This window comes from Vibrio sp. FF266 (genome assembly GCF_041439695.1).
In the GTDB taxonomy this organism is placed as follows: domain Bacteria; phylum Pseudomonadota; class Gammaproteobacteria; order Enterobacterales; family Vibrionaceae; genus Vibrio; species Vibrio tasmaniensis_A.
In genome coordinates, this window is record NZ_JBGOOO010000018.1 from 1 (window position 1) to 18,720 (window position 18,720).

Below are 18,720 nucleotides of genomic sequence, written 5' to 3' on the forward strand. Positions count from 1 at the left end.
GTGTCCCGTCCTGAAATGTGTTTACACATTGAGGACGAATTATGACTACTTCAAAGCGGAAGATTACTCGTTGGTTAAACATCGGTGTTTGGCGTTAAGGCAAAAAAAAGCAGAGCTTAATCGCTCTGCTTTGATCTCTAAATGAATATGCTTTGGGACTAGTACAATCAGTTCGCTTATTTAGCGACGTTACCTGCCACGTTTAGCGCATCCCATGTACGTGAAAAAGGCGGGGCATAACAGAAATCCATGTAGCCTAGTTGTTGAGTAGTCATCTTGGCTGTGATCGCTACGGCCAGTGCATTGATGCGGCCAACGGCTCCTTTCTTACCTACGATTTCACCACCTAAAAGGACCTTAGTTTCTGGGTGATAAACCAACTTCACCTTGATGTCTTCCTGGCCAGGGTAGTAATCGGTTTGGTTCTTATCTGAAATGGTCGATACTTTCACATCCAAGTTATGTTCTTTCGCTAGAAGTTCATTTACGCCAGTACACGCCAGCTCGTAATCGAGTACTTTCAAACAAGACGACCCCAAGAAGCCCGACATGTAGGTATCTTTACCTGCTAGCTTGTCTGCCATCATACGCGCTTGCTTATTGGCTGTGGTTGCTAGAGCAACATAAACAGGTTTGCCTAGTGCCATATGATGGACAACGGCACAGTCACCGACTGCGTGGATGTAAGCATCTACAGTAGCACCATATTCATTTACCAACAGAGCGCCGTTTGCAGCTTTTGGCAGTTCGAATGCTTCCGTGTTTGGTTTGAAACCGAGTGACAGGATCACGACATCGGCTTCTACGTTGCCATTATCGGTTTCTACTATGTAACCACCTTGTTCCGCATCGCGAATTGCAGACACGCTGCACCCTGTTTTAAGGTCTGCACCTGATTCACGAATCGCACCTTCGACTACTTCAATGATTTCTGGGCTGAACTGACGGCTCATGATGTGTTGTTCACGTTCGATGATCGTCACGTGTTTGTCTAAGCCGTGCGCTGCATCGAATACTTCCAGGCCGATAAAACCAGCCCCAATAACACACACACGTTGCTTGTTAACATCCTTTAGCGCTTCTTTAACCGCCAAGCCGTCTTCCATGCTTGTTAGTGTGTATACGTGTTCTGGATTGAATTCACCTAATGGTGGAACGATTGGTCGCGCACCTGTTGCAATGACCAACATATCGTAATCGATGACGCTTTCTTCATTTTGGTGACGTACCGTAATTTGCTTTTCAGTGCGGTCGAATGACACCATTTCTGTTTCTACACGTACATCTAAGCCTGATTTTATGGCTTGATCTGGTGTACGGGAGATCATTCGCTCGGTGTCATCAAACATGCCGCCTGCAAAGTAAGGTAAGCCACAGGCTCCGAAAGAGATGTAGCTACGCTTATCTAAAACGATGACTTCGTCTGATGGTTGATTACGTTTGTATTTTGCTGCGAAACTCATACCCGCGGCGCTACCGCCTATAACAACAACTTTCATATTTACTACCTAAATAACCTGAACTCAGGAAAAACAGAAGAGCACTCACGTGGAGTGCTCTTAATTAAGTTTGAGAATTATACTGCTGCTTCTTTTGATACTGTCGCTGTAACGTCAGCGTCGTATTGTTCAGTATCCAATGAGCCATTCTTCTTCGCTGTAAGAACGCCTGACAACATAGAGCCTGAGATGTTCAGCGCTGTACGAGCCATGTCAATTAGTGCTTCAATAGACACTAAAATCGCGACTACTGTGATGTCTAGACCCATGATGGTGAGTACCGCTACTGCTGCGAACGTTGCACCGCCACCAACACCTGCGATACCGAATGAAGCAATCGCGATAACAGCTATCAGTTGTAGGATAAAGCTCAAGTCTACAGGCATGCCCATGACCTGTGCCGCCATGATTGCTAGCATTGCTGGGTAGATACCGGCACAACCGTTTTGACCGATACTAGTACCGAATGTCGCTGACATGTTTGCTGTTTCTTCGTCTACACCTAGGCGCTGAGTTTGTGTTTCAACGTTTAGTGGGATAGCTGCCATGCTTGAACGAGACCCGAAACCGAACACGAGTACTGGCCAGATTTTCTTCATGAACTTGGCAGGAGAAAGGCCGAACATTGACACCATCACGAAGTGGATGCCGAACATAACGCCAATTGCTACGTAGCTTGCTAGAAGGAAGCGGCCCATCTCTGCAAGTGCGAACAGGTCGTTTGTCATCATGAACGTGGTCATCAGAGCGAATACACCGTAAGGCGTTAGCTTCAGGATTTCACGAACCATTGAAAGCACTACTTCTTTTGCAGAGTTGATGAAATCAACGAAGTTTTGCACTTTCTCAGGCTTACGGTTTTTCACTTGAAGGATGCAGTAACCAAGGAACATACCGAACAGTACAGTTGATAGCGTAGAAGTACGTTGAGAGCCCGTTAGCATGTCGAAGATGTTGGTTGGAATGATAGACAGAGCCATACCAGACAGACCGCTGCTCGCCATCGCATCTTGTGTTGCGACCAGTGAATCACCGCGAGCTTCAATCGCACTGTTTGTGCCGATTGTGCTTACTAGCGCGTTCGCATCGATACCAAATAGGTAAATACTTGCGATACCAACGGCCGCTGAGATAGCACAAGTGAAAAGTAGAATACCGATGATTTTTGGTGCGATTCGAGATAGCGCACCGCCGCCTTCAACGTTCATGATCGAAGAGATCATCGCCACAAACACAAGTGGGATAACGATCATTTGTAGAAGTTTGATGTAGCCTTTACCGAACACCGAAATCAGTTCAGCAAAGCCAGATGTCGCAACGTTGCCGACACCGAAAACAAGTTGAATTGCGCCACCGAACAGTAAGCCAGCAGCAAGCGCACTCAGTACGCGGAAGTTAAAACTTTTCTTTTGCTTTTTGAAGTTCGACAGCAGTGCGTAGAACCCAAAGAACAGTATGCTTAATCCAATAAATGAAACGCTCATGAGAATCTCCTATGATACCCATTAATACCTAAGTCGGTTATTTTTTGTATGCGATGGCTTCAATTTCAACCAGTGCGTCTTTTGGTAGTCGTGCTGCTTCAACACAAGAGCGAGCAGGTGCGTTCTCTGTACCAAACACCTCTGTATACACTTCGTTAAAGGCAACGAAGTTCTCCATGTCTGATAGGAAGCAGGTTGTCTTAAGCACTGTGTCCAGTCCCGCATTACTCGCTTCTAATACAGCTTTTAAGTTTTCCAGAGACTGACGAGCCTGCTCTTTGATGCCGCCCTCAACAAACTGCATGGTTTCTGGAACGAGAGGTAATTGACCTGATGTATAAACCATGTCGCCGTAAGACGTACCTTGTGAGTAAGGGCCGATAGCTGCAGGTGCTTGTTCAGTGGCAATGATCTGTTTCACGATGTAACTCCTAATTATTGGTTTTATTCTGATTTAAATTCACGGATAAACTTGTAAACCGCCTGTCGGCTGATCCCAAGTTGCTCTGATACTTGTGTAGTCGTCTCTTTTAGCTCAAATACGCCGTTATCAAATAAGCAACGGATGATGGCTTTATTACGACCTTTGCAGGAAACCGACTCGTCTTGGTCAACCTCGTTAATGGCTGAACTCAATGCTTGCTGAATCACATCATTTGCATTGTTACTGAAGGTCTCACTGACAATGGTTTGTGGCACATTGCACTGCGGCATCAGCGTCTTGACGATTTCTGGAAATGGGAAAGATAAGTTCATGTTGATACACAGCATACCAATCGGCTTTTGTTGTGGACCAGCCAGTACACAGGTGGTCGATTTAAGTAGGGAACCATCTGCTGAGTTGGTGAAATAGCTTTTCGGAGAAACTTCGCCAGTTTTCTCGAATGTGCTCCACATGCGTAAACCTAAATCGGTGATTGGTGACCCAATTTCACGACCCGTATGATGACCATTGACGATCTTCACGACTGAGTTTTCTAAGCTTTCAAATGAATGGATAACCACTTCGCAGTAAGGACCAATCAAATCGGCGATAGTGTCTGCTAAGCGGAAGTAATTACTTAAGCATTCTCTGTCTTCATCGGTGAATCGAACTTGTTTTACATTCATGATTTCGGTTTACATTTTTGAACTCAATGACTGAAATCTACTCCTTTGGTGGTACTCCCACAAGATGCGGTAAACTTCTGTAAACCTGAAGTGAACGTTCAAAACATCAACAAATCGTAAGTTTTAGACCTATATCACGAGCGGAATTTGAACAAGATCACCAAAGGTAGCCAAATGAGGTTTAATTTCTTAAACCGCATCAAGGTTTACATATTTAAAACCAAAGGTTGCATTTTTGAACCCTTTGATGATCTAGGACAAGTTATAAGGAAAGGCAAAAAATTGAATTAATTGGTATTGTAAATGCATGGCAATCAAGCATTTACCTTGCGAATGTGGTGGTGAGTAAAGATAGGTGGTTAATTGAAAATGAGGTTGTATTAGAGAGTTAAATTCACAAAAAACAGCTTTTTAATAGGATGCAAGCTAGGATTTAGATCCTAAAAAAGCAGCTGAAGTTGCTGCTTTATTTTGGAGTGTTCTGTTTGATTATTCGCTTGGCAGTTTAAGCTCGACTTGTTTTAGCGCGCGCTGATACATAAACCATGCACAGGTGCCGGCAAGCACATTACCTGTCATTGCGCCCCAGAATAGGCCTTCAATACCCGCAAGCTGAGAGCCAACCCACAAGCTAGGTAAGAAGAAGGCGAACAGGCGCAGCGCTGAAATCGTCAAGGCGGTATAGGACTTGCCTAATGCGTTAGAGACGGAAACCATCAGCATACAGATTCCTAATGGCCCTAAGCTAATAGGTACGATCAGTAGGTGATAGTTTAAAATCGTCGAGACTTCGCTTTCACTGGTCATTAGGTTTGCTAGTCCGCCAGAGAATAACCAAGTCACTAGTGCGATCACCAACTGGAAACCCAATACAAACATCACCGCAATCTTAACGAGCTTACGTATGTTTTCGAGATTGTTCTCTCCCAACATGCGGCCAATCATCGGAGGCATCGACATCGTTAGTGCTAGCACAGCGACAATCGAGAAGAATTCAAAACGTGAACCCAATGCCCAAGCTGCAACGGCAGCTGTGCCATAGCCAGCAAGCAGCTTAGTGGCGAACATGGATGAAACAGGAGGCAGCAGCTGACTGATCATCGCAGGCCCCATGATGTTACCAATGGAGCGAACACTCTTGCTGATGTCGAGGTCGTGCCAGTCGAAGGTCATCCAATGCTTCTTGGTGACCTTTGGTGCAACGATAAATATACCCGCACCGAACGCCAAGATGGTCGCAATGGCGGCTCCATTGATGCCCATGTCGAGCGTAAAGATGAAAATCGGGTCCAATATTAAGTTGATGATACTGGTCGCGATCATCATTGAACCGGGCAGCATGGTATTACCATTGGCACGACACACACTGTAGAAAAAGTAGAGCAGTGCACCTGTCCAAGAGCTGGCTAGCCAATAGATCCAATAAGAATCAATGATCGGTAATACCGTCGGTGGCGCATCCAACAATTGTAAAATTGGCCCTCGCAGCAGATAGATGATGACGGAGAAAAACGCGACACTCACGCTGCCCATCGCAATCACTAATCCACCAAGCTGCTTAGCGTAGCGCGTTTCATTCGCGCCAATGGCTCTCGCGATTACCGCGGTTGTCGCGATACCTAACCCGACCTGAATACCGATGATGATCATCTGTATTGGAAGCGTGAAACCTTGAACAGCGAGCGGCAGTACGCCCAGTTGGCCAATAAAAGCACTGTCGACAAGCTGGAAGCTCATTAGGGAAAGTACCCCAAATAGCATTGGCCATGTCATTGTATAGAGTTGTCGGCCAAGAGAAGGCGAGGGAGTTGCGGTAGTAGAATTCATAACACTCTTATCGGTCTTGAAGTTAGGCTTGTTGTGATGACAAACCTCTCAATGAAGAATTGTGTAAAGGATAACGTAAGGTCAGCGCGATACCAATGCTTGTTATGATAGGCAGGTTATCTTTGTTGGCTCTCGGTGAACAAAAAAGCCAGTCGCGATGACTGGCTTTGTTGACTCTATATCTAGTTGTTGACTCTAAGCGTTACTTGTTTGCAACGTTACCAAGCTTCAACCACGTGTCGATAACCGTATCTGGGTTTAGTGAAACAGAGCTGATGCCTTGTTCCATTAACCACTCCGCTAGGTCGTCATGGTCTGATGGGCCTTGGCCACAAATTCCTACGTATTTACCCGCTTTAGCTGCTGCATCGATTGCCATTTTCAGCATCGCTTTCACCGCTGGGTTACGCTCATCGAATAAGTGAGCAACGTCACCTGAATCTCGGTCTAGGCCAAGTGTCAGCTGTGTCATGTCGTTTGAACCGATAGAGAAGCCATCGAAGTACTTCAAGAATTCCTCAGCCAAAATCGCATTCGATGGTAGCTCACACATCATGATGACCTTCAGACCTTGGTCGCCACGACGAAGATCGAACTTAGCCAGAATGTCGATAACCGATGCTGCTTCGCTTGGAGTACGAACGAATGGGATCATGATTTCAACGTTCTTAAGACCCATTTCGTTGCGAACGCGTTTGATTGCTTGAGTCTCTAGCTCGAAACAGTCTTCGAATACTGGTGAGATGTAACGAGATGCGCCACGGAAGCCCAGCATTGGGTTCTCTTCATGCGGTTCAAACGTTTTACCACCGACTAGGTTGCTGTATTCGTTCGACTTGAAGTCAGACATACGTACGATCACACGCTTAGGCCAGAATGCAGAAGCGATTGTAGCAATGCCTTCTGTTAGCTTGCTTACGTAGAAATCGATAGGATCTTTGTAGCCACGAATACGCTGGTTGATTTCTGCTTTGATCTCATCCGTTTGCTCATCGAAGTTCAACAGAGCTTTAGGGTGAATACCAATCATCTTGTTGATGATGAATTCAAGGCGAGCAAGGCCAACACCTTCGTTCGGGATTTGGGCGAAGTCGAAGGCACGATCTGGGTTACCCACGTTCATCATTACTTTGGTTGGCAGCATTGGTAGCTCATCAACCTCAGAACGTTTGATCTCGAAGTCGAGTTCGCCGTTGTAAACGTAGCCTGTTTCGCCTTCTGAACATGACACTGTTACGGTGTCGCCATCATTCAGGCTGCTTGTCGCGGTACCACAACCAACTATGGCAGGAATGCCTAGCTCACGAGCAATGATTGCTGCGTGACAAGTACGGCCGCCACGGTTAGTGACAATCGCAGAGGCTTTCTTCATCACAGGCTCCCAGTCCGGGTCTGTCATGTCAGTGACCAGTACGTCGCCTTCTTGAACCAGTGACATTTGGTCTAGAGAGTCAACCAAGCGAACAGGGCCTGAACCGATACGCTGACCGATAGCGCGGCCTTCAACCAAGACATCCGCCTTGTTGTTTAGCTCGTAACGCTCGATAACGTTTTGGTCGCTCTGAGAACATACGGTTTCAGGACGCGCTTGAACGATGTAAAGCTTGCCGTCGATGCCATCTTTTGCCCACTCAATGTCCATCGGACGTTGGTAGTGCTTCTCGATGATCATTGCTTGTTTTGCAAGTTCTTTGATCTCTTCATCGTTCAATGAGAACTCGTTACGTTCTTTAGTATCTGTATCGATGATATCAACTTGCTTGCCGATCTCTTGGTTGGTTGAGTAGATCATCTTGATCAACTTAGAACCAAACGTCTTTTTAACAACTGGGTAGTGACCCGCTTCTAGCATTGGCTTATGAACGTAGAACTCATCTGGGTTCACCGCGCCTTGTACGACCATTTCACCTAGGCCCCAAGAAGAGGTGATGAATACCACTTGGTCGAAGCCTGACTCAGTATCAAGCGTGAACATCACACCTGAAGAAGCTTTGTCTGAGCGAACCATACGCTGGATACCCGCAGACAATGAAATGCCACGGTGATCAAAGCCTTGGTGTACTCGGTAAGAGATAGCGCGATCGTTAAACAGAGAAGCGAACACGTGTTTCGTTGCTTCGATAACTGCATCGATACCTTTCACGTTAAGGAAGGTTTCTTGTTGGCCAGCAAAAGAAGCATCTGGAAGGTCTTCAGCTGTTGCCGATGAGCGAACCGCAACAGACAATTCTTCGTTGCCTTCAATCAGTTCACGGTAGTTATCACGGATATCTTGCTCTAGTGATTCTGGGAAGGGTGCGTCTAGAACCCATTGTCGAATCGTTGCACCTGTCTTACGCAGTGCGTCAACGTCTTCAACATCAAGTTCATCAAGGAGTTGGTGAATGCGCTCATCAAGACCTTTGTAGTCAAGAAAGTTGTTAAACGCATAAGATGTGGTAGCAAAACCATTAGGTACTGATACGCCAGCGTTGGCTAGGTTAGAAACCATCTCGCCAAGTGAAGCATTCTTACCGCCGACTTTGTCGACATCTTCCATGGAAAGGCCATTGAACCATAGGGTGTTATTTTGCATTTATTTCTCCAGAAACATAGCAAGCATTGTAGGGATTTAAAGGCAAACGATTACGTATCAGTTTAAAAAAATGTAAATTATTTTCTAAAGCTGTGGGGGACGTAATAGTCAGCAGGGTTTCGTTATATATATTATGGTTCCCATCCTACTCAAAATAATTTTAAACATTAAATAAAAAATGCAAATTGATATCCAAAGTCGTGATGTATTCTATGTTTCTGATGGAACGGCCATAACATGTGAGACTTTAGGGCATGTTGTTCTAGGTCAATTCCCATTCGAAGCTAATGAAAAAACCTTCCCGTTTGTCGAAAGTGAAGACAAACTTTCTGATTTATTGAAAGAGATCGAGATTTCATATCGAGCAACAGGCCATGAACCTTTGGTCTTTTTCTCGATTGTGATTCCGGAGATAAAACTCAAGCTGTTAGATGCGCCTGCGCATTGTTATGACGTGTTAGAGAGTATCGTGCAGAAAGTGCAAGATGATACGAAAATGGCGCCTAAGCCGAAGCTGCAGCGTTCTCGTAGCGTCAATAAAGACTCGGACAAATACTTCGACCGTATTGCTGCTATCGAATACACGTTAGCGCACGACGACGGCATTACTTTAAAAGGCTTGGAAGAGGCAGACATTATCTTGTTGGGAGTCTCTCGCAGCGGTAAAACGCCAACGAGCTTGTACATGGCAATGCAGTTTGGTTTACGCGTCGCAAACTATCCGTTTATCCATGATGATATTGCTCGCTTAAGGTTGCTACCGGAATTTGAGATATATCGTCATAAGCTGTTTGGTTTAACCATTGATGCAGAAAGGCTCACTGAAATTCGTGAGAACCGCTTAGCAGGCAGCGAATACGCGAGTGACTCTCAATGTTTGTATGAGCTGCAAACGGTAGAAGGTTTGTTCAGACGTGAAGCCATTCCATACATCAACACCTCGTCACTGTCTGTTGAAGAGATTTCGACACGAATCTTGGAACGTACAGGTTTGAGAAGGCGCTTGTTGTAGAAAAAGACCATTGAGTCATAAGAATCGAAGCTCGTACGAACAATGGTTCGGGGAGCTTCGATTTTTCTTTTAGCTGGTTGTTAGCTATTAACTGTTAACTATTAACGACTCAACAAATTAGCGAAGCAGCATGATGCTAAGCGTTTTGCTCTGTTTTTCGAGCCAATGTTCAAGTGCTGGTGGCCATTCGATACTTGGTTCGACACAGAAACCGCGAAGCATTGAGAAATAAAGAGCTTGATCAATCAAAGGTAGCGATGATTCACCATTCTCTAGCTCCAATAGAAGCTCTGCATCTTTCAGCAATGGGTTAATCAGTTGAACGTATTGTGGGGTCTTTTCTAAGAGCTCTTCAAAATTAAAGCCTTCGGTCTCTTTACTAACACGCCAAGCTTCTTTTGCTCCAGCCGAACGATATTCAGCCAAGTCGAGGTTCCACCAACGTGGGCGTCCGATCTGTTGAGTGAGAGGGAAAGTTCGGCTTTGGAAAAGAGTAGCCTGCTCTGAAGGTTCACGTTGCTCATTATTTGATTTCAAATCCATGAAATAAGCAATGATGTCTAGGCTTTCGGCCATGATAGAACCATCGTCTTTCTGTAAGACGGGCACCATTTTTTTACCGATCAGATCGATAAGGGTTTGGGCATCATCATAATCCACAGAAACAAGTTCGATATTCAAGCCAAGAGATTGAGCAATGTAGGCAACTCTTGCACAGAAAGGGCAGTGGTCGTAAATGTAAAGCTTCATAGCTTCCCTCATTTATGGTCATTACAAGTATAAGATAATGCTAATGTACCAGAAACTCTTACGAATACTAAGCATCAATAAATGCCAAGTTCCAGTAAACGCTTAGCACTAATAAACAGCATGCACTACCAGACAATAAGTATTTAGTGTAGATACTCTTTACTGAATTCTATTGTCCGTTGGATTGGACTTTATTGTAACGAGTAAATTAGTGGGGAAGCTGGTGGGTAAATCACGGGCACAAAAAAGGCTCTGGCTGCTCATTCTAATGCAGAAGAATGAAGTCAGCCAAAGCCTCAATTTTGTTACCTTTAGCAGAGTGACTACTAAAAGAGCGGAGCGGTTAAACTATGCTTTTTTAAGGTCTTTTGCAGGGTAAGTAAGCGTCATTATTGCGCCTTCTACTGTTGTAACATGAACGTAGCCACCACCAGCACTTAGGCCAATTACTACCATTTCACCTAGCTCAACACCTTTTGTTGCAACAACGCGATCATCAACTGAAAACACTTTACACACCTTCAATAAAATAAATAAATACGACAGATATCGAACGCGGATTTAAACAGATGGTATCCCAATCAACTAATCCGGTTATTTGTCGTAAAGATTAAATTTAGTTATGCATAAATCGGCATTTCTTAAAAATCAGTTGGTTAACATGCTTGGGGTGTTATTTGTCGGCGGGATAAACGACACCAACTTGTTGACGCATATCTGTAATCAACTTTGCAACGGTTAAAGCACGTAGTTTGGCTTGAGCTTGTGTACTTTTGTCACCAGCAATGCAGTTTGCAAAGGCTTGGGCCTCGTAACTCATGGAGTTTTCTCTTTGTGCTTGAGTAAGGTTTTCTACCGTGCCATCACGATAGCGAATCTTAACGTCGGTGCATTCTGCAATGTGATCGATGATGATCGCTCCCTGTTCGCCTTGGATCTCGCTTGGTACGTAAGAGTCGCTGACTTTAGAGTGCGCAAGGGTTACATCAAATTCTGGATACTGGAAGATCGCACAGCCATGCGCATCCACACCTGAGTCAAGTAGCTTTGCCGAAGCCTGTGCATTCTCAGGTTCACCAAACAGAGCAACAGTCGCGGCTACGCAGTAGAAGCCAATATCGACTAATGAACCATTAGAGAAAGCTGGGTTGAAGGTGTTTGGGTTCTCGCCGTTTAGGTATTTCTGGTAACGCGATGAATATTGACAGTAGTTGATGTGCGCTTTATGCACTTTGCCTATCTTTTTTAAGCCGAGTTGAACTTGCTCAAAGTTCGGTAGATACTGAGATTTATACGCCTCAAACAGCACCACACCGTTCTTCTGAGCGACCTCAAACATGTGTGTTGCTTCTTCAATATTCGATGCGACAGGCTTCTCACAGATGACATGCTTGCCGTGTTCCATCATCAAGATAGATTGCTCGCAGTGCAGTGAGTTTGGTGAAGCGATGTACACGGCTTCAACTGTGTTGTCATTTGCCAATGCGTCGAGTGAGTCATACGTCGTTTCAACGTCAAATTCTTGGGCGAACTGCGCCGCGCTGGCCAGATTTCGTGAATAAACAGCAGCCAACTGCATCGATTGTGATTCATGAGCAGCTTGAACAAATTTCTGTGTAATCCAATTGGTTCCAATTACAGCGAACTTAATCATAAGGTATCCAATAGTTAGTATATTAATTCTATGAAGATAGTAGCACTCAATGGCTAGCATTGTTTCTGAGATTTGCGGAACAATTCTCCAAGATCTTTAGCCTGATATTAATATTAACTCGTCTATACCTGAGCTTTCTAGAGCATCATAATAGAGTCTTTTGTTGTGCTGGTTCGGAGGTGGGAGGTGCAGGTTTAGTATCAGTGACCGATTGTATTCTCTCAATTGGTGGTTTATTGGAAGTGTTTAATATAAAAGACTCAATACCCAAAGAATGAAGATCTATTGATTATATCCTCTCGTCAATTCTTAAGAAATATTATACAAGCTGAATTGGTGTGCAATTGTATTTATATGCAATCGCGCAATTAACCTATGGTGTTTTAATATCACTTTGTTTAGTAATTGATAACATTTTAAGACAATAAATGTTATCGATTGGGAGCAATTTACGTTACAGAGTCACGAAGTTGAACATAATTGGAATAATGAACAACATTTGTTTTAGATTGGTTCTAATTATGAGAAATAGGGGGGTTACTTTTGTTGATATTTATATTAATTTCTTATGGGTTAAATTATTAGCAATAGGTGTTTTTTTACTGTGAAATCTCTTATTATTGCGCTAGAACGTAAATCTGAACGATTTTTATCCAGCCAAAAGCAACTTTTAAATATTAAGTCTCTAGATATTGAAAAGTTGAGTGCTGTTGATGCTATGTCCTCTAAACCTCATCCTTTGATGGATTTCTATGATGAAACCGCCTTTTATGCACTAAATGGAAGGATCGCTGTTCCTGGTGAGATCGGGTGTTATGGTAGTCACTATTTAGCGTGGGAAAGATGCATTCAGTTAAATCAACCAGTTATTGTCTTCGAAGACGATGTTGTTGTTGATGTCGATGTATTTGAAAAAACGGTTCAATTTGCCAGTAAGCATATTGAAGAGTGTGGTTTTATGAGATTGGAAAATTATTCGACTAAGAGAGAGTATAATTATGTCGTTGAAAATCTCGATGACGAACAAAGTCTAGTGCGACATATTAAAACACCACTATGCACCACTGCCTATATGATCACACCGCATGTGGCGAAAATTTTTATAGAAAAAAGTGAACGATTCCTCTACCCAGTAGATGTATTTATTAGAAATGTATGGCTTCATAAGCAACCAACTTACGGAATATCTCCTGCAGGATTAACCGGGGGAGAAGGTGGCTCAGTCATTGGAAATCGGTCTTCTAGAACAAAAAAATCACTCCGTATTAAAACTCTAAAATTCTTAAGTAAGTTTAGAGATGTCGCTATGAATGGTTTGTTCAATTTGACCTATACCGTAATAATCAAAAAAAGCAGACCCAAAATGTTTAACGGTTTTTAATCGTTTCTTATCTGATTGATTTTACGTCATTCGTTTAGAACGAACCGAGATTTAGATATAAGAACAGCTCCCAATTGGGAGCTGTTCTTCGTTATCGTGTCATGTAATTAGTGGTATCAAGCTCTAGCTCGAAAGTTTTGTTAAAAGAGTAGGACGGTGCACAGCTAAGCTATTTTTGCTAAGGTGTTATTGAATTTTAAAAGGTAGTGATATGCAAATCCGGAACGCTAAGGTAACTGATATTAGCTCGATCTTAGAGCTCTCTATGCAAATAAATCGTCAACATCATCTTGGTGCCCCTATGGTATTTGCTCCCGCTTCTCATGGCTTAGCTGATAGTGAAGAATATTGGTTGGGATTGATGCTTGATCCGGTTGGCACTTTCTTAGTTGCGGTTGACGCTCAACAGGTTGTTGGTTTCTTGGTGGGGAAGGTAACGCAGAATAAAGGGGTAAGCTTCATTCAGTCTCACAAAATAGCACGAGTGAATACGATTGTGGTAAACGATCAGGTTCAGAGCCAAGGCGTCGGCAAAGCGTTGATGAAGTCGTTTAATCAGTGGGCGCAAGCGAGCGGTGCTATTGAGCTTAGGTTAGAAGTGATGGAGTTTAATCAGCAAGCTAAGGGTTTCTATGAATCGTTAGGCATGGAAACTCAATCACGAACCATGTCCATGCGCTTTGAGGAGAACTAAAGGTGCGTCTATTTTTGCCTTTATCACTGTGTTTACTGTTTGTAGCTTCGAGTGTGCAAGCTGAAAAGGTTGTGGTTGAAAAGATAATTTCTGACGCGACGGCAATCGAAACCATTGTATTCGAGTCGAAACCGGCTCACTCTCAGCGTGTCTCAACGTCTTCCTCTAACTCAACCTCTTCAGTGATCTCTAATTCCAAACATGTGATTATTGTGGATGATGTTCTTAGCAGTAACTCTGGCGAACAAGTTGCCCAGCTGTCTCAAGGTTCATCTAAACGTCCCCCTCAAAGCTCTTCTCAACAGTCTTACACTCTAACCGGTCCCTCTTCTGAGGCAGACTCTCTGTCGCAAGTGGTTACTTTAGTCAAAGTTGATAAATCGAAGCGTAGAATGTACCTACTTAAGGGTGATGAGGTCATTCAAGAGTTTCGTATTGCGTTAGGGAAACAACCGAAAGGGCATAAACGTTTTGAAGGAGATAACCGAACACCTGAAGGGGAATACCAGCTCGATTATGTGATGGAAGAATCGGATTTTCACCGCTCGGTGCATATCAGCTACCCGCAACCTTCGGATATGCAGTGGGCTGAAGAAAATGATGTCGACCCTGGAGGGAACATCAAGATCCACGGTATTAAAAATGGTGAGCGCCGTTCACCGAGCTTTATTCAAAGCTTTGATTGGACGGATGGTTGTATTGCACTAACCAATCAAGATATGGATGAGTTCATCCAACTCGTAAAAATGGGTACCCCGATCCATATAGAATGGTAGTAATTGGTACCCAATTTTCTTAATCACTTTCGGAATCTATTCGCGCAGGCAATTAGCGCAGTCAATTCGTGAAACCAACTTCCGTAATTAACCGCTAAAGTCAGTTACAGTATGACTCGACCTGCACTGAATATCGCAATTACGATCAGCAACGCAATGGTGACTGGCTTAAATTTCGCTCCACCAAATCTCTCGAATAGTTTAGAACCCACATAACCGCCAAACATGCTGCTTGGTAACAGTGCAAAAGTAAGCCAGACCACCTCGCGGTCGACTAATCCTGCGATAGATGCCGATACAAACGCACTGGAATCTGCCAACACAAAGAACGCAATCAGGCCAGCTCTGGCTATATGCGGAGCAACTGGGCTTGCCAACGCGTGTGTACCAATCGGAGGCCCTGACATTGAAGCTGCGCCGTTCATTACCCCAGCAAGGCTACCTAGAATATAGGGAGCAAATCTAGGCTCTCTTTTGTACTGGAACCCTTTGTAGATCATAAGTGCAGATGCAAAAATGAAGGCGCTGATGATCAAGATGATCGTGTCTTGGCTAACGGATTTTAGCAGAAGTAGGCCGACCGGAGTGAAGGCCAAACAAGGGACAAATACCTTTGAAACCCAGCGCCAATTCACATGATGTTTAACCTTCGGCAGCAATTGGATATTGCCTAACAGGTCGATCAGCATGAAAACGGGAACCAGCTCGATTACAGGCACGAATAACGCACTTAATGGCAGTGCCACTAAGGTGAAACCGAAACCTGAGAAGCCACGAACAATAGCGGCAAAAATGAAGATTGCACCCAAAACAGGGAAGGTTGGACTAAAAATGAGATCCATAAATTAAGTAACCAATGAAGCTGTCTAAATAGAGCGAGCGATGAAACCAAGTGAGTAGCGGAATGTACTCCTACTCACTTGTGTTTGCTACCTAATTTTCAGGTTTTTCAGGGTTAATTTTAAAGTCTCTCGGGGGGGATTTTTGCGGTATTTACGAGGTCAATTTATAGGGTTGAATTGATTCGGAAAATCAGTAAATACAGCATCTACTTTTGAGAGAAATTTGAAGCGAGACGGATCATTGACGGTGTAGCACCATGCTTGAATGTTCGCTTCGTTGAGTGTGTCAATATCGCTCTGATCAACGTGTTCATAGTTCATGTGACAGCTGAACGCTTTGACCTCATTGATGAGCATAAGATCATCTTGAGTCAGTTGCTCTGTGATTACTCCCACTCGATATCTCGGTAAATGACGAGCCATTTCAGCAACCACCTTATGGCTGAAGCTCGAAAGTAAGACCTTATCAGTGTCTAGATTTGAGCGAATCAACTCGTCGTGCAGCAAATCAACCACATAAGGGGCTTGATGTCGGCTGTCGACTTTGATTTCGAGGTTGACGCTAAGATCATGCTGCTCAACGAGTGTGAGTAACTCTTCCAGCGTCAGTATTTTTTCTCCAGCGAACTGCTCAGACTTCCAACTGCCAAAGTCGAGCTGACGCAGTTCAGCAAGGGTGTGTTCATCAACTCGACCCTTGCCATCGCTGCAGCGCTCAAGCGTGTGATCGTGACAAACGACCAGTTGGTCATCCTGAGTGGGCTGAATATCAACTTCAATCCATTTCAAGCCGAGTTTAGCCGCTTGTTCAATGCTTGCTTTGGTATTTTCTGGGTGAGTACCAGCTACACCTCTATGACCTACGATGATAGACGACATAATTAATCCTTCTTAAAGACGCACCGTAAAAACGCATTAAATATCAGTGTACTCGATTAAGCGAGAGCCGTCGTTAAGCTTGTCGTATCTTCGTGTGGCTCCTGTGATGTGAAATTATTTGGGTGAATGCGTTTGCCATGATTGTCAAAAATATGCAGGTTGGATTTATCGATTCTTAGCCCTAGTGGGACGGCTTGGCACAGTGTCGTTTCTGGTGTTACTGCAATAAAGGGCTGCTCGTTCACCAGACCATGAACCAATTGATTTGGACCCAAAGGCTCAACCACACTGATACGCAGTTCAAGAGGCAAGGTGTTCATCATCAATTCTGAACCAATTTCAGAGTGCTCTGGACGAATACCAAGTGTGATAGCTGTATTTTTTACGTGGGCGTACTCGGGTAAGTACATTTGCTGATCACCAATCTCAAGGTATCCGTCATCGAGTGTTGCTGGTAAAAAATTCATTGCAGGGCTGCCAATGAAGCTCGCCACAAAAGTACTGGCTGGCTGGTGGTAGACCTCTCGTGGCGTCCCGACTTGCTCTATCTGGCCTTTGTTGAGCACCACGATTCTATCAGCCAGTGTCATGGCTTCGACTTGGTCATGAGTGACGTAAACACTGGTCACGCCAAGTTCGCGTTGCAGTTTTTTGATCTCTAATCTCATGTGAGCACGCAGTGAGGCATCTAGGTTAGACAAAGGTTCGTCAAACAGAAAAAGTTGTGGATCGCGAACGATCGCTCGTCCCATAGCAACACGTTGACGTTGACCACCCGAAAGCTTGGCTGGCTTGCGGTCTAGGTATTCTTCGATTTTCAGCGTTTTGGCGACTTTCTCAATTTTCTCTTCAATAAGGTGCTGACTAACACCTCGGTTCTTTAAGCCATAAGCTAGGTTTTTGTAAACCGACATGTGGGGGTAGAGCGCATAATTTTGGAAGACCATTGCGATATCACGCTGAGCTGGCTTTTCGTTATCAACACGGCGACCACTTAAGTGAATCTCGCCACCAGAAATGCTTTCCAAGCCCGCAATGGAACGTAGGATAGAAGACTTGCCACAACCAGAAGGACCCACCAAAACAAGGAACTCACCCTCATCGATATCAAGCGAGACTCCTTTGACGGCTTGATGGCCGTTTTCATACGTCTTTACCAAGTTTTTGATACCCAGCATGATGGGAGCTTTACGCGTACGATCGTGAGTGGCTTGGTTGTGCGCTAACGTTTGTTTTAACTTTGGCATCGGTGTGTCCTCTGTATTTTTGTGGATAGCTTGGTGAGAAGGCAGGTGAGACATCTTGTACTCAGCGAGTGATTGAACGCGGTTATCGTTCATTTGATTTTTGTCGTTATTATTTTTCACTTTCTACTAGCCCTTTTACAAACCAACGCTGAAATACAACCACCACTAAAACGGGTGGCAACATCGCTAAAATCACCATGGCAAAAACATAGTCGTAGCGCGGTAAACTGGTTTCATTGATGTTGTTGAGTACTTGTTTGATGCCCATCACGATGGTGTTGTAGCCTTCGTCCGTGGTCATCATGATTGGCCACAGGTATTGGTTCCAACCCACCACAAACATGATGATGAAGATCGCGGCGATCATGGTTTTAGACAGTGGCAATAAGATGTCGACAAAGAATCGAAACGGACCTGCGTTATCTAGCTGAGCGGCTTCTAACAATTCATCGGGGATGGTTTTGAAGAATTGCCTGAAAAAGAAGGTCGCGGTGGCTGATGCGATCAAAGGCAGAATCAACCCTGTATAGCTATTAAGAAGACCAAGCCCAGCGACAACTTCATAGGAAGGAATAATACGAACCTCTAATGGCAGTAACAGCGTCACGAAGATCAGCCAAAACCACGCCGTGGCATAAGGGAGTCTAAAGTAGACTAAAGCAAACGCGGCCATCATCGAAATGATGATCTTACCGATCGCAAAACCTAGCCCCATGATCATCGAGTTGGCGATCATTTTACTGGCGGTGACTTCGCCACTAAAGCCCATGCTTTTGTTCCAAGCTTCGCTATAAATGGCCGTAAAGTTATCGCCCGGTAGCCATTGCAGACCTTCGCTGACAATGGTGTTTGGGTTATGCGTAGAACTAGCGAAGATTAGCCAGATAGGGACCAACATAAACAGCATCCCTGCAATTAAAATTAGGTGGTCTGAGACCTTATTACTTTTCATAAATAACTCCTGTCGCGTTAAATCCTAGCGTGGAGGGG

General features: G+C 44.3%; 17 protein-coding genes. 4 read left to right on the top strand and 13 right to left on the bottom strand.

The genetic code is table 11. From position 1 onward, the window contains the following. Positions 1-176: 176 nt before the first annotated feature. From ACED59_RS14260 to ppsA, 6 genes are all read right to left on the bottom strand, one after another. Positions 177-1,499, bottom strand: coding sequence for a CoA-disulfide reductase (locus ACED59_RS14260; protein WP_009846288.1), 1,323 nt, complete (start codon positions 1,497-1,499; stop codon positions 177-179). A 77-nt stretch (positions 1,500-1,576) separates the two neighbouring features. After that, the gene (locus ACED59_RS14265) at positions 1,577-2,983 is read right to left on the bottom strand and encodes a cation:dicarboxylate symporter family transporter (protein ID WP_009846289.1); all 1,407 of its coding nucleotides are present in this window, start codon (positions 2,981-2,983) and stop codon (positions 1,577-1,579) included. A 37-nt stretch (positions 2,984-3,020) separates the two neighbouring features. Next, positions 3,021-3,404 (bottom strand): RidA family protein, encoded by a 384-nt coding sequence (locus ACED59_RS14270; RefSeq protein ID WP_009846290.1) that lies wholly within the window; start codon positions 3,402-3,404, stop codon positions 3,021-3,023. Positions 3,405-3,427: 23 nt separating this feature from the next. Further along, entirely contained in the window at positions 3,428-4,093 is a 666-nt protein-coding gene (locus tag ACED59_RS14275; protein WP_009846291.1) for a transcriptional regulator, read from the bottom strand. A gap of 489 nt (positions 4,094-4,582) precedes the next feature. Further along, positions 4,583-5,920, bottom strand: a complete 1,338-nt coding sequence (locus tag ACED59_RS14280) for an MATE family efflux transporter (protein ID WP_017096987.1) — start codon at positions 5,918-5,920, stop codon at positions 4,583-4,585. Between the two features lie 202 nt (positions 5,921-6,122). After that, positions 6,123-8,495 (bottom strand): phosphoenolpyruvate synthase, encoded by a 2,373-nt coding sequence (gene ppsA, locus ACED59_RS14285; RefSeq protein WP_009846293.1) that lies wholly within the window; start codon positions 8,493-8,495, stop codon positions 6,123-6,125. A gap of 178 nt (positions 8,496-8,673) precedes the next feature. Here ppsA and ACED59_RS14290 point away from each other — a divergent pair, with 178 nt between their 5' ends. Further along, the gene (locus ACED59_RS14290; RefSeq protein ID WP_009846294.1) at positions 8,674-9,507 is read left to right on the top strand and encodes a pyruvate, water dikinase regulatory protein; all 834 of its coding nucleotides are present in this window, start codon (positions 8,674-8,676) and stop codon (positions 9,505-9,507) included. Positions 9,508-9,624: 117 nt separating this feature from the next. Here the strand turns inward: ACED59_RS14290 and grxB are convergent, their stop codons facing one another. From grxB to ACED59_RS14305, 3 genes are all read right to left on the bottom strand, one after another. Beyond that, positions 9,625-10,257: a glutaredoxin 2 gene (gene grxB / locus ACED59_RS14295; RefSeq protein ID WP_017096986.1), complete on the bottom strand. Its 633-nt coding sequence runs from the start codon at positions 10,255-10,257 to the stop codon at positions 9,625-9,627. A 348-nt stretch (positions 10,258-10,605) separates the two neighbouring features. Then, positions 10,606-10,767, bottom strand: coding sequence for a hypothetical protein (locus ACED59_RS14300; protein ID WP_009846296.1), 162 nt, complete (start codon positions 10,765-10,767; stop codon positions 10,606-10,608). A gap of 163 nt (positions 10,768-10,930) precedes the next feature. Beyond that, positions 10,931-11,911 (bottom strand): Gfo/Idh/MocA family protein, encoded by a 981-nt coding sequence (locus tag ACED59_RS14305; RefSeq protein ID WP_017096985.1) that lies wholly within the window; start codon positions 11,909-11,911, stop codon positions 10,931-10,933. Positions 11,912-12,515: 604 nt separating this feature from the next. Between ACED59_RS14305 and ACED59_RS14310 the strand changes: the two genes are divergently transcribed. The 3 genes from ACED59_RS14310 (at position 12,516) to ACED59_RS14320 (ending at position 14,762) form a co-directional block, all read left to right on the top strand. Continuing rightward, entirely contained in the window at positions 12,516-13,292 is a 777-nt protein-coding gene (locus ACED59_RS14310; protein WP_009846298.1) for a glycosyltransferase family 25 protein, read from the top strand. Between the two features lie 211 nt (positions 13,293-13,503). After that, on the top strand, positions 13,504-13,986 hold the full coding sequence (locus ACED59_RS14315) for a GNAT family N-acetyltransferase (protein ID WP_017096483.1): 483 nt from the start codon (positions 13,504-13,506) through the stop codon (positions 13,984-13,986). A gap of 2 nt (positions 13,987-13,988) precedes the next feature. Then, entirely contained in the window at positions 13,989-14,762 is a 774-nt protein-coding gene (locus tag ACED59_RS14320) for a murein L,D-transpeptidase family protein (RefSeq protein WP_017096484.1), read from the top strand. Positions 14,763-14,866: 104 nt separating this feature from the next. Here ACED59_RS14320 and ACED59_RS14325 read toward each other — a convergent pair whose 3' ends face one another. From ACED59_RS14325 to ugpE, 4 genes are all read right to left on the bottom strand, one after another. After that, positions 14,867-15,604: a sulfite exporter TauE/SafE family protein gene (locus tag ACED59_RS14325; protein WP_017096485.1), complete on the bottom strand. Its 738-nt coding sequence runs from the start codon at positions 15,602-15,604 to the stop codon at positions 14,867-14,869. 159 nt (positions 15,605-15,763) lie between these two features. Beyond that, a complete protein-coding gene (locus tag ACED59_RS14330) occupies positions 15,764-16,483 on the bottom strand; it encodes a glycerophosphodiester phosphodiesterase family protein (protein WP_017096486.1) in 720 nt (239 codons plus the stop codon). A 56-nt stretch (positions 16,484-16,539) separates the two neighbouring features. Then, positions 16,540-17,850: a sn-glycerol-3-phosphate import ATP-binding protein UgpC gene (locus ACED59_RS14335; RefSeq protein WP_017096487.1), complete on the bottom strand. Its 1,311-nt coding sequence runs from the start codon at positions 17,848-17,850 to the stop codon at positions 16,540-16,542. Further along, the gene (ugpE, locus tag ACED59_RS14340) at positions 17,840-18,682 is read right to left on the bottom strand and encodes a sn-glycerol-3-phosphate ABC transporter permease UgpE (protein WP_017096488.1); all 843 of its coding nucleotides are present in this window, start codon (positions 18,680-18,682) and stop codon (positions 17,840-17,842) included. Before ugpE ends, ACED59_RS14335 begins: the two co-directional genes overlap by 11 nt. Positions 18,683-18,720 lie beyond the last annotated feature (38 nt).

Coding starts and splice junctions, on each gene's coding strand:
- ACED59_RS14290 (WP_009846294.1), top strand. CDS start 8,674: ATGCAAATTGATATCCAAAGTCGTGATGTATTCTATGTTTCTGATGGA.
- ACED59_RS14265 (WP_009846289.1), bottom strand. CDS start 2,983: ATGAGCGTTTCATTTATTGGATTAAGCATACTGTTCTTTGGGTTCTAC.
- ACED59_RS14330 (WP_017096486.1), bottom strand. CDS start 16,483: ATGTCGTCTATCATCGTAGGTCATAGAGGTGTAGCTGGTACTCACCCA.
- ACED59_RS14305 (WP_017096985.1), bottom strand. CDS start 11,911: ATGATTAAGTTCGCTGTAATTGGAACCAATTGGATTACACAGAAATTT.
- ACED59_RS14280 (WP_017096987.1), bottom strand. CDS start 5,920: ATGAATTCTACTACCGCAACTCCCTCGCCTTCTCTTGGCCGACAACTC.
- ACED59_RS14325 (WP_017096485.1), bottom strand. CDS start 15,604: ATGGATCTCATTTTTAGTCCAACCTTCCCTGTTTTGGGTGCAATCTTC.
- ACED59_RS14260 (WP_009846288.1), bottom strand. CDS start 1,499: ATGAAAGTTGTTGTTATAGGCGGTAGCGCCGCGGGTATGAGTTTCGCA.
- ppsA (WP_009846293.1), bottom strand. CDS start 8,495: ATGCAAAATAACACCCTATGGTTCAATGGCCTTTCCATGGAAGATGTC.
- ugpE (WP_017096488.1), bottom strand. CDS start 18,682: ATGAAAAGTAATAAGGTCTCAGACCACCTAATTTTAATTGCAGGGATG.
- ACED59_RS14275 (WP_009846291.1), bottom strand. CDS start 4,093: ATGAATGTAAAACAAGTTCGATTCACCGATGAAGACAGAGAATGCTTA.
- grxB (WP_017096986.1), bottom strand. CDS start 10,257: ATGAAGCTTTACATTTACGACCACTGCCCTTTCTGTGCAAGAGTTGCC.
- ACED59_RS14315 (WP_017096483.1), top strand. CDS start 13,504: ATGCAAATCCGGAACGCTAAGGTAACTGATATTAGCTCGATCTTAGAG.